Raw genomic sequence first — 10,531 nt, forward strand, 5'->3', positions numbered from 1 at the left:
CTCATGCCCCATGCTTCGCTCGGTCGCCGCGCCGGTCTCCTGCTCCCGCTGTTCTCCGCGCGATCGACGCGCAGTTGGGGCATCGGCGACATCGCCGATCTCGCTCGTCTCGGCCCATGGCTGCGCGCCTCGGGCTTCCGCCTGCTCCAGGTGCTGCCGGTCAACGACATGGCGACCGGGCAGACCTCGCCCTACTCGGCGCTCAGCGCCATGGCCATCGAGCCGCTCTACATCGCCGTCGACGATCTCGAGGACGTGCAGGCGCTGGGCGACGCGGCGTTCCCGGCCGACGCCGCGGCGCGCCGGGCCGCGATGAACGCCTCGGCCGGCGTGCCCTATGCCGAGGTGATGGCGATCAAGGGCGAGGCGTTGCGCCGGGCCTTCGAGCACTTCCGCAACACGGACTGGGCACACGACACGCCGCGCGCCAAGGACCTTCGCGCCTACATCGACCAGGAGCGCTGGTGGCTCGACGACTACGCGATGTTTCGCGTGCTCCACGACCACTACGACGCCCGCGCCTGGTGGGAGTGGCCTGCCGGGCTGGCCGCGCACGACCCCGAGGCGATCGCCGAGGCCCGCGCCGCGCACGCCGATGCGGTCCTCGAGACGTGCTGGACGCAGTGGGTCGCGCAGCGTCAGTGGGAGCAGGCGCGCCGGGAGCTCGACGGCATCGCGCTGGTGGGCGATCTGCCCTTCATGGTGAGTGCCGACAGTGCCGACGTGTGGGCCCGCCAGTCGCTGTTCTCGCGCGAGGCCAGCGTCGGGACGCCGCCCGATGCCTTCTCGGAGACCGGCCAGGACTGGGGCCTGCCCGTGTACCTGTGGGAGGCGATGCGCGCCGACGGCTTCGCCTGGTTGCACGCCCGTGGTCGCCGCATGGCCGCGATGTTCGATGGCTTCCGCATCGACCATCTGGTCGGCTTCTATCGCACCTACTGGCGCCCCGCCAACGGCGACACGCCGTACTTCGAGCCGCGCGACGAGGATGCCCAGCGCCAGCTCGGGGAAGAGGTCGTGGCGGCGTTTGCCAGTGCCGGCGCCGCGCTCATCGCCGAGGACCTCGGCACGATTCCCGACTTCGTCCGCGCCTCGCTCGACGCGTTGCAGCTGCCGGGCTACAAGGTCATGCGCTGGGAACGGCAGTGGCACACCGAGGGGCAGCCGTTCCACGACCCGGCCACCTACGACCCCATCTCGCTGGCCACCACTGGCACCCACGACACCGACATGCTGGCCGACTGGTGGGAGACGACGACCGACGAGGAGCGTGAGGCGATGCTGGCCCTGCCGAGTCTGCGGAAGGCCGGCTTCACCGCCACCCAGCCGTATGACGACCGCCTGCGCGACGCGCTGCTGGCCACCCTGCTGCAGTCCGGCTCGGACCTCGTGATCTTCCCGCTGCAGGACGTCTTCGGCTGGCGCGATCGCATCAACGTCCCGGCGACCGTCGGCCCGGAGAACTGGAGCTGGGCCAGTCCGATTCCCGTGGACCGGCTCCTCGACGACGCTGTGGCCCGCGAACGCGCCCAGACGTTGCGCGCGATGGTCGAGGCGAGCCGCCGGTAGGCGAGGGCGGACGCGGACGCCTCCGGGAGGCGTCCCTCCCACATCCATGGACGAAGAACTCGGACCCGTCAGAGCGCCTGAACTCGAGGGCGCCGTCGCCTGGCTCAACACACCGGCGCCGATCACGCTCGCGCAGCTGCGCGGCAAGATCGTGCTGCTCGATTTCTGGACCTACGGCTGCATCAACTGCCAGCACGTGCTGCCCGATCTGCAGCGGCTGCCGGCCAGGTTCGCCGATGTGCTGGTCGTCATCGGCATCCACGCGGCCAAGTTCGACAACGAGCGGAGCACCGACAACATCCGCCGGACGCTGCAGCGCCTCGGCATCCGCCATCCCGTCGCCAACGACGCGGCGTTCCGCATCTGGCAGGCGTACACCGTGCGGGCGTGGCCGACGCAGGTGCTCATCGACCCGCGCGGCTATGTGGTCGGCACGGCCACGGGCGAAGGGCATGGGGCCAGGCTCGAGGAGGTGATCGCCGCCGTCGCGGCCGTGTTCGAGGCGGAAGGCGGCCTCGATCGCACGCCGCATCTGCTGACCCCCGAGACCGTCGCGCCCGACGGCCTGCTCGCGTTCCCCGGCAAGGTGCTCGCGGACGAGTCGTCCTCGCGGCTGTTCATCGCCGATACCGGACACCATCGCGTGCTGCAGACCGATCTGGAGGGACGTCTGCAGCGGGTCTTCGGCACCGACAGCGCCGGGCGCACCGATGGGGCCGCCACGGAGGCGCAGTTCCATCATCCCCAGGGGATGGCGGTGGCTGGCGACACGCTCTGGGTGGCCGATGCCGGCAACCACCTGATTCGGCGCATCGATCTCGCGACGGGCCTCGTCGAGACCGCCGCCGGCACCGGACGCCAGCAGACATGGCAGCAGACCGACGGGGGCGCCGCCCTCGAGACGTCACTCAACTCCCCCTGGGACGTCGCGTGGGACGGCCGCCTGCTCTTCATCGCCATGGCCGGGCCGCACCAGATCTGGTTGCTCGATCCGCAGCAGGGCCTGGTCATCCGCTACGCCGGCACAGGGGCGGAGGGGCGCCACGACGGCCACGTGGACGAGGCGGCGTTCGCGCAGCCGTCCGGACTCGCCTTGCTCGACCGCACGCTCCACGTCGCCGACGCCGAAGCCAACGTCGTCCGCGCGCTGGCGCTGCCGCCTGACAATCAGGTGCGGACCCTGGCCGGCGGCGATCTGTTCGCGTTCGGCGACGTCGACGGCGTGGGCGATGCGGTCCGCCTGCAGCACCCGCTCGGGTTGTGCGTGTCTGGCGATGTGGTGTTGATCGCCGATACGTACAATCATCGAATCAAGCGTCTCGACCCTCGTCGAGGTCGAGTCATGAGCTGGACCGGAGCCGGGCGGCCCGGGCACGTGGATGGGGCGCCAGGCGCGGCCTGCTTCCACGAACCGGCCGGCCTCTCCGCGACAGGACGCCACGTCTACGTGGCCGACACGAACAACCACGCGGTGCGGGTGGTGGATCTCGCCAGCGGCGAGGTCCAGACACTCGACATCCGCTGATGCGCACTCAACAGATCTAGCCGTCGACCTTCCGCCTTCGCTACGGCGACGGCGCACACGCCACGCAACAGATGTCGCCGTCGACCTTCAGGTCGACGGACGCGTCAGCAAGAGGAGATACCGATGATTCGCACGTCGAAGGCACAGTGGAACGGATCGCTCAAGGACGGCAAGGGCACGATCGCGCTCGGCAGCGGCGCGTATGAAGGGCAGTACTCGTTCGGGTCGCGCTTCGAGAGCGGCACGGGCACCAATCCCGAAGAGCTGATCGCAGCGGCACACGCCGGCTGCTTCTCGATGGCGCTCTCGGCCGGTCTCGGCAAGGCCGGCATCACGCCGACCCGCATCTCGACCGAGGCCAAGGTCCACCTCGAGAAGGTGGGCGACGGCTTCAGTGTGACGCGCATCGATCTGGTGACCGAAGCGGAGGTGCCCGGCGTCGACGAGGCCACCTTCCTCGAACACGCCGAGGCCGCCAAGAAGGGCTGCCCGATCAGCCGCGCCCTGGCGTCGGTGGAGATCACGCTGAGCGCGAAGCTGGTCTGAGAATGCCGCAATGCCGAATGCGGGGAATGCCGTTGATTCTGGGGCTTCGACATTCACGACATTCACGGCATCGCGGCATCTCGGCATTCGCGGCGGGCTACTGACGCCGGTCATCAGTAGCCCGCCGCGTACCCGTCCTTCCGGCTCTCCGAGGCGCCGAAGTAGACGCCGTCCTGGCGCATGATGGCCTGGTACCCGCCGTACAGCCCGTACGCGCTCGTGACCTTGTGGCCGCGGCGCATGAGTTCGCGAATCGTCTCCGGCGCGTAGCCCGCCTCGAGGCTCAGTTCGCCGACGTCGGCGAGGTGTCCCGTGCGCGGGAACGACCCCGCGTGGTAGATGCGCGGCGCGTCACCGGCTTCCTGCAGGTTCATCCCGAAGTCGATCAGGTTCAGCAGCACCTGCACGTGCCCCTGCGGCTGCATGTCGCCGCCCATCAGGCCGAAGCTCAACCAGGGCTGGTCGTCCTTCGTGACGAAGGCAGGGATGATCGTGTGGAACGGCCGCTTGCCCGGGGCGTAGCTGTTCGGGTGCCCTTCGGTGAGCTCGAACCACATGCCCCGGTTGTGCAGCGCGAAGCCGAGCCCCTCGGCCACCTCGAGTGACCCGAACGACAGTGAGTTGCTCTGGATGAGCGACACCATGTTGCCGTCCTTGTCGGCCGTCGTCAGATACACGGTGTGGCTGTCGACAGGGAAGCCGGTGGTGTAGACGCCGGCGCGGTCGGCCTTCACGAGCGCTCGCCTCTGCGCGCCGTACTCCTTCGACACCAATCGCTCCACCGGCACCCTCATGGCCGAGGCATCGGCATAGACGCTGGCGAGATCCTCGAAGGCGAGCTTCTTGGCTTCGGTGAACCAGTGCACGTGGTCGGCGCTGCCGAAGCCGGCCTTGGCGATGTCGACGCCTTCGAGCACGTTGAGCATCTGCAGCACGGCGCTGCCCTGGGTGTTGGGCGGCAGTTCCCACACGCGGTAGCCGCGGTACGTCGTGCTCACGGGCGTGAGCCACTCGGAGGTGTGCGCGGCGAAGTCCTCGACCGACAGGTAGCCACCCTGGGCCGTGATGTGCGCCGCGATGGCCGCGGCGATCGGACCCTTGTAGTAGGCGTCACGCCCGCCCTTCGCGATCTGCTCGAGGCTGGTCGCGAGCCCGGGATTGCGGAAGATCTCGCCCTTCTTCGGGAAGGCGCCGCCAGGCATGTACAGGGCGCGCAGGTTGGCGAAACTGCCGGCCGGCGTGCCGGGCAGGCGCTGGCTGAGGCGCAGCGACGAGTCGTCCGAGATGTCCGGCGCAATCGGCAGGCCATCACGTGCGTACGCGATGGTCGGCGCGAGCAGGCGCGCCATCGGCATCGATCCGAAACGGCCATGCAGCGCGAACCAGCCGTCGACACATCCGGGCACGCTCACGGCGAGCGGGCCGTTGGCCGGGATCTGTTTCAGGCCGCGCCGCTTCAGTTCCTCGAGCGTCATGCCACGCGCCGAACGCCCGCTGGCGTTCAGGCCGTACAACTGCTTCGTCTTCGCGTCCCAGACGATGGCGAAGAGGTCGCCACCGATGCCGCTGTTGCCGGGGTCGCCGAGCCCGAGGAAGGCGTTGGCCGCGATCGCGGCGTCCACGGCGTTGCCACCGCCCTTCAGCACGTCGAGGGCAATCTGCGTCGCGAACGGATGGCTCGTCGCGACCATGCCGTTGCGGGCGATGACCTCGGAGCGACTGGCGAAGCTGCGCCCCGACAGGCGGTCCTGGGCGGTGATCCTGGCGCCGGCCGCGACGGCCACGAGGGCCACCGCGGCGATGACGGCACGCGTGGCGGTCGGCCTCATGACCGCGACCCCGCGACGATCCCGAGGTGCGCGACGTGGTGGCGGCCGTGCCAGGCGTACATCTGCACCAGCGTGTCGAGGCTCATCGGCCCGCGGTCCGGATGCACCAGTTCGCGGGCGAACGCCGCCTCCGGCAGTGCCTCGAGCAGCGTGGCCCAGCGCTGATGCACGGCCGCCAGCAGCGCCAGCGAGATCTCCACCGGTGCCAGCGCCGCGTCCGGCAGTTCCGCCCAGGCCTTCTCGTCGTACGCCTTGATCGTCGGCCGATCCTCGGTCAGCAGCCAGCGCGTACGGACGTAGGCGTTGACGTGGCTGTCGGCGACATGGTGGATGACCTGACGCGCCGTCCAGCCGCCCTCGCGATAGGGCGTGGCCAACTGCACCTCGGTCAGGGGCGTGGCCACCGCCCGCAACGCCTCCGGGAACTGACGGATCGAGGCGATCGAGGCAGGACGCACACTGGCGCGGTCGTCGTCGACCACCTGGAAACGGCCGACGGGATAGCGAAGGGCTTCGGACATGGGCGAAGTCTATCAATCCTGAATTCGGAATTGCGCGCACCTGGTTTGGGTAGGGCCGGCTCTCGAGCCGGCCGTCACCGCCCGATCGTCTTCATCCCGTCCGGTGCATACCGTTCTCCCGCGACGGCGCCCTTCGGGCTGATGGACTCGAGACGCGACAGATCGGCCTCGTCGAGGACGACGCTCGTCGAGGCGAGGTTCTCCTCGAGCCGCGTGATGCTGCGGGTCCCCGGAATCGGCACCATGTCGTCGCCCTGCGCCAGCACCCACGCGAGTGCGAGCTGCGCGGGCGTGCAGCCCTTCGCCTGCGCCATCGCGGCCACCGCATCGACCACGGCCAGGTTCTTCGCGAAATTGTCGCCCTGGAAGCGCGGCGATCGACGCCGGAAGTCGTCTGCCGCGAAGTCCTCGAACCGCCGGATGGCTCCGGTCAGGAAGCCGCGCCCGAGCGGGCTGTAGGGGACGATCGTGATGCCCAGCTCGCGGCAGGTGCCGAGGATGCCGTCCTCGATGTCTCGACTCCACAGCGAGTACTCGGTCTGCAGCGCCGCGATCGGGTGCACGGCATGCGCGCGCCGGATGGTGTCGCTGCCGGCTTCCGACAGGCCCAGGAAGCGCACCTTGCCCGCGGTCACGAGGTCGGCCATCGCGCCGACGGTCTCTTCGATCGGCGTGTTCGGATCGACGCGGTGCTGGTAGTACAGGTCGATGTGATCGACGCCCAGGCGCTGCAGGCTGCCGTCGCAGCTCGCGCGCACGTACTCGGGCGTGCCGTTGATCGACCGCCTGGTCGGGTCCACCAGGTCGCGGACGATGCCGAACTTGGTGGCGATGAGGAGCTGGTCGCGGTGCGGCGTCAGCGCCTGGCCGACCAGCCGCTCGTTGGTGTACGGGCCGTACATGTCGGCGGTGTCGAACAGGGTCACCCCGAGGTCCACGGCGCGGTGGATCGTCGCGATGGACTCGGCATCGTTGCGTGGCCCATAGAAGTCGGACATGCCCATGCAGCCGAGGCCGAGGGCGGAGACGGACACTGTGGCGGGACCGAGCGTGCGGGTCTGCATCAGGACAGGGTGCACGCCTCGGCGTGAATCACCAAGCCGTGCCCTCGCTCGAGTCGGTGGCGAACTCGACCGTCGCTGAGTGAGAATGAGCCCGGGAGGAGTGGTGACCGAGCAGCGTTCCCTCGAAGTGCAGCGTCAGGAGTTCGGCGCGCGACGGTTTCTGGCCATGCCGCTGGCTGGCCTGCTGGCGTGGCTCGCTGTGGCCGCCGGGGGTGTCCTCGCCCCGCAATCGGCGTGGCTGATTCTGTTCGTCGCCACCGGCTCGATCGTCTACCTGGGCATCGGGCTGTCCAAGCTCACCGGCGAAGACTTCACGGACCGGTCGCGGCCGAAGAACGCCTTCGATGCGCTGTTCTTCCACACTGTCGCGATGTCGCTGCTCGTGTACGGCATCGCCATCCCGTTCTTCCTCGTCGAGCCCTCGTCGCTGCCGCTGTCGGTCGGCATCCTGAGTGGCCTGATGTGGCTGCCGGTGTCGTGGCTGCTGCAGCACTGGATCGGCTACTTCCACGCCGGCGCGCGCACCGCCCTCCTGGTCGCGGCGCACTACCTGTTCCCGCAGCACCGGTTCATCGTCATCCCGCTGCTCATCGTCGCCGTCTACATCGTCACTATCGCGGTTCTGGAGCGGAGGTGGCTAGGCGTGCGCCGGTCTTAGCTAGCGAAGCGCTCTCTTCTCGATCGTCCATGAGACCTCCCAGTCCGACTCGTCCCAGTCCCCCTGGTCGCCGCAAACGCGTGAGCCTGCAGCTCTCGCGTTGTGTGTTTCACACTCCTTGACGGCGATCGCGTCGTTCTCCTGCACGAACACGCCAACGATGCTCGTGTCGATGAACCCGTGATCGCTCTGATCCTCACGAATCAGGATACAGACATTCATCATTACTCCTGAGCCATGCGCGCGGGCTATCCTGGCGGTCCATGCCTGCTCACTCGAAGACTCGCCCGTGCCGGTTGGTGGCCACCATTCTCCCATCGTCATCGACGATTGAGAACAGGCCGCAGCTTGTCGGCGCTGGAGCCGCCTGACATGTCCGAGCCGCGCGCGCGATACGGCTGGCAGTCCGGCTTCCCGGAGTTCCAGTCTTCGGATCCTCGAGCCATCCGCGAGCGCCTCCAGTCGTTCGTGCGCGACGCGTCACCCGAGCAGGTTCGCGCGTGGTCGGACTCCATCCCGCCCCTGCAGCGTGAGGTTGGCGAAGTGCTGCTTCGAGACAGGCTCGCGGATCGCTACTCGGCCATTCTCGAGTACGAGCTGCCGATGGAGTCGAGGCGCCCCGATGTCGTGCTGCTCGTTGGCGACGGCGTCCTGGTGATCGAGCTCAAGGGCAAGGAGGTCCCGTCGCAGGCCGACATCGACCAGGCGGCCGCCTATGCGCGAGACCTCAGGTGCTATCACCGCGAGTGCTGGCAAAAGGAGGTGGTGCCGGTCCTCGTGCCTACGCTGGCCAAGGGCTATCTTCGCCGGTCGGGCGACGTCCACATTGCCGGACCAGATGCGGTCGATACACTCGTCGACCAGCTCTCAGCGCGGGCGACGTCATGCCACGTGATCAGTCGCGAGCAATTCCTCGACGAATCGGCGTACTGCCCGTTACCGACACTGATTCAGGCGGCGCGCGAACTGTTCGACTCGCGGGAGCTTCGCCGCATCCATCGCGCACACGCAGCCACGGCGCCTGCCGTAGAGTCGGTGAGCGAGATCATCCATCACGCGGCGTCCTCCAGATCACGGCATCTGGTCCTCGTGACCGGCGTGCCGGGCGCAGGCAAGACCCTTGTGGGCTTGCAGACCGTCCATGCCCGCTTCCTCGACGATCTCGTGGTGCCTCGCGCAAATGGCCGAGCTTCGGTGCCAGCCGTGTTTCTCAGTGGGAACGGCCCGCTCGTGGAGGTGCTCCAGTACGAGTTCCGTTCATCTGGCGGCGGCGGCAAGACGTTCGTTCGGGGTGTGAAGGACTACGTCAAGACCTATTCGCGCAAGCCCGGACTCGTGCCACCCGAACATGTGCTCGTGTTCGATGAGGCGCAGCGTGCCTTCGACGCCGAGATGGTCGCCGCCAAGCATCCCGGGCACGATGGGCCGGCACGGTCCGAGCCCGAGCACTTCATTGAGTTCGCAGGGCGCATACCCGATTGGTGCGTCGTGATTGGCTTGATCGGCACTGGCCAGGAGATCCACGTCGGCGAGGAAGGCGGACTCGAGCAATGGAGGCAAGCCATCGAAGGTGCCCGGAAGTGCGGCGAGTGGATGGTCCATGCCCCGCTCGCGGTCGCAGGCACCTTTGAAGGCAGCCCAGTGCCGCTGCGGGTGCACCCGAGCCTCAATCTCGACACGAGCCTGCGACAGCACCAGGCCACGGATCTGCATGCGTTCGTGCGACAGATGCTCGACGCTGTTCCAGCAGTGTCTCTGCGTCAGCAGGCACAGACGCTGGAGCAGGTCGGCTTCAACTTCCGGATCACGCGCTCACTCGACGATGCGAAGTCGTACCTGCGCGAGCGCTACTCTGATAACCGGGATGCGAGATTCGGGGTGCTGGCATCATCCCGCGACAAAGGGCTTGCCGCGTTCGGTGTGACGAACGACTTCCAATCCACCAAGCGAGTACGAGTCGGTCCCTGGTACGGCGACGCAGAAGATGCGTATGACAGCCGCAGTTGTCGCTTGATGCGGGAGTGCGCGACCGAGTTCGCCGCGCAGGGACTGGAACTCGACGCGGCCCTGCTCGCATGGGGCACTGACCTCACGCTTGATGACGGCAAGTGGTCAAATGCAAGAGCATCCAAATACCAGCGGATCGGGATGGTGAAAGACCCGATGCAGTTGCGGCTCAATGCCTACCGCGTCCTGCTCACTCGCGGGCGCGACGCCTGCGTGCTATTCGTGCCTCCTGTCGATTGCCTCGATGAGACATGGAGGTATTTCGCCGATATTGGTCTGCTTCGACTGTGAATGGACGACAGTGGAGAGTGACATGGACGAACTCATCACGCATCGAGCGCGGCCGGCATGTGGTCAGTCCCTATCAACAAGGGCCCTGGTCCATGATTTTGGTCGCGCTGACCTCCCCGAGTTTCACTGGGTGACGCAGCCTCGGCCCGGGGGCGCTCCTGAAGACCCAGGCGGCGAGCAGGCGCGGCTGACAGGCAGGCTCCGACTCGGCCCGATGGCGTTCTATGTCGAACTGGTCGAGGTGGGCTACACCAAGGGCGGTTGTCAGGACTTCGTTCCGGAGCAAGACGCCGCGCCTGACGCGTGCGAACGCACGCTGGGGCCCGACATCCATCGCGCCATCGGCGGAGCCATCGAGACGTTTCTCTGGAACGGCCGTGAGTACGCGCTGATCGTGGCGCCATACGGTGCCTGACGTCAGATGCCGCGAATCGAGACAGGCCGTCGCAGGAATCCGGCGTAGCGCTCGACCTCGGCTTCCAGCGCCCGCTGGATGGCCGGGGCCGGCGCGTCGAGCAGAT

Annotated in this window: 10 protein-coding genes; 6 read left to right on the forward strand and 4 right to left on the reverse strand. The window is 67.9% G+C overall.

Translation table 11 applies throughout. The features are described from left to right. The first annotated feature begins 3 nt into the window (after nt 1–3). From malQ to Q0C41_RS06055, 3 genes are all read left to right on the forward strand, one after another. Complete coding sequence (gene malQ / locus Q0C41_RS06045; RefSeq protein ID WP_291981882.1) at nt 4–1,569, forward strand: 4-alpha-glucanotransferase; 1,566 nt, start codon at nt 4–6, stop codon at nt 1,567–1,569. Nucleotides 1,570–1,615: 46 nt separating this feature from the next. Further along, on the forward strand, nt 1,616–3,094 hold the full coding sequence (locus Q0C41_RS06050) for a thioredoxin-like domain-containing protein (protein WP_291981883.1): 1,479 nt from the start codon (nt 1,616–1,618) through the stop codon (nt 3,092–3,094). Nucleotides 3,095–3,211: 117 nt separating this feature from the next. Further along, the gene (locus Q0C41_RS06055) at nt 3,212–3,640 is read left to right on the forward strand and encodes an OsmC family protein (protein ID WP_367079152.1); all 429 of its coding nucleotides are present in this window, start codon (nt 3,212–3,214) and stop codon (nt 3,638–3,640) included. Nucleotides 3,641–3,753: 113 nt separating this feature from the next. Here the strand turns inward: Q0C41_RS06055 and ggt are convergent, their stop codons facing one another. The 3 genes from ggt to Q0C41_RS06070 form a co-directional block, all read right to left on the reverse strand. Beyond that, nucleotides 3,754–5,469 carry a gamma-glutamyltransferase gene (gene ggt / locus Q0C41_RS06060; RefSeq protein ID WP_291981886.1) on the reverse strand — a complete coding sequence of 572 codons (1,716 nt, stop codon included), beginning with the start codon at nt 5,467–5,469 and terminating at the stop codon, nt 3,754–3,756. Then, nucleotides 5,466–5,990, reverse strand: coding sequence for a YfiT family bacillithiol transferase (locus Q0C41_RS06065; protein WP_291981888.1), 525 nt, complete (start codon nt 5,988–5,990; stop codon nt 5,466–5,468). The genes ggt and Q0C41_RS06065 overlap by 4 nt, the downstream gene beginning before the upstream one ends. Before the next feature lie 74 nt (nt 5,991–6,064). Then, a complete protein-coding gene (locus Q0C41_RS06070; protein WP_291981890.1) occupies nt 6,065–7,054 on the reverse strand; it encodes an aldo/keto reductase in 990 nt (329 codons plus the stop codon). Between the two features lie 103 nt (nt 7,055–7,157). Here Q0C41_RS06070 and Q0C41_RS06075 point away from each other — a divergent pair, with 103 nt between their 5' ends. Further along, entirely contained in the window at nt 7,158–7,712 is a 555-nt protein-coding gene (locus Q0C41_RS06075; RefSeq protein ID WP_291981891.1) for a hypothetical protein, read from the forward strand. On the opposite strand, the gene Q0C41_RS06080 is transcribed toward Q0C41_RS06075, so the two are convergent. After that, nucleotides 7,713–8,036 (reverse strand): hypothetical protein, encoded by a 324-nt coding sequence (locus Q0C41_RS06080; protein ID WP_291981892.1) that lies wholly within the window; start codon nt 8,034–8,036, stop codon nt 7,713–7,715. A gap of 48 nt (nt 8,037–8,084) precedes the next feature. On the opposite strand from Q0C41_RS06080, the gene Q0C41_RS06085 reads away from it, so the two are divergent. Beyond that, nucleotides 8,085–10,010: a DNA/RNA helicase domain-containing protein gene (locus Q0C41_RS06085; RefSeq protein WP_291981893.1), complete on the forward strand. Its 1,926-nt coding sequence runs from the start codon at nt 8,085–8,087 to the stop codon at nt 10,008–10,010. A gap of 22 nt (nt 10,011–10,032) precedes the next feature. Continuing rightward, nucleotides 10,033–10,425 (forward strand): hypothetical protein, encoded by a 393-nt coding sequence (locus tag Q0C41_RS06090; RefSeq protein WP_291981894.1) that lies wholly within the window; start codon nt 10,033–10,035, stop codon nt 10,423–10,425. Nucleotides 10,426–10,531 lie beyond the last annotated feature (106 nt).

It is taken from the genome of Luteitalea sp., assembly GCF_022842525.1.
Taxonomy (GTDB): Bacteria; Acidobacteriota; Vicinamibacteria; order Vicinamibacterales; family Vicinamibacteraceae; genus Luteitalea.

What these genes read in the sequence shown, in the direction of transcription:
- ggt (WP_291981886.1), bottom strand. Translation starts at nt 5,469, where the DNA reads ATGAGGCCGACCGCCACGCGTGCCGTCATCGCCGCGGTGGCCCTCGTG.
- Q0C41_RS06070 (WP_291981890.1), bottom strand. Translation starts at nt 7,054, where the DNA reads ATGCAGACCCGCACGCTCGGTCCCGCCACAGTGTCCGTCTCCGCCCTC.
- Q0C41_RS06080 (WP_291981892.1), bottom strand. Translation starts at nt 8,036, where the DNA reads ATGACGATGGGAGAATGGTGGCCACCAACCGGCACGGGCGAGTCTTCG.
- Q0C41_RS06085 (WP_291981893.1), top strand. Translation starts at nt 8,085, where the DNA reads ATGTCCGAGCCGCGCGCGCGATACGGCTGGCAGTCCGGCTTCCCGGAG.
- malQ (WP_291981882.1), top strand. Translation starts at nt 4, where the DNA reads ATGCCCCATGCTTCGCTCGGTCGCCGCGCCGGTCTCCTGCTCCCGCTG.
- Q0C41_RS06090 (WP_291981894.1), top strand. Translation starts at nt 10,033, where the DNA reads ATGGACGAACTCATCACGCATCGAGCGCGGCCGGCATGTGGTCAGTCC.
- Q0C41_RS06065 (WP_291981888.1), bottom strand. Translation starts at nt 5,990, where the DNA reads ATGTCCGAAGCCCTTCGCTATCCCGTCGGCCGTTTCCAGGTGGTCGAC.
- Q0C41_RS06050 (WP_291981883.1), top strand. Translation starts at nt 1,616, where the DNA reads ATGGACGAAGAACTCGGACCCGTCAGAGCGCCTGAACTCGAGGGCGCC.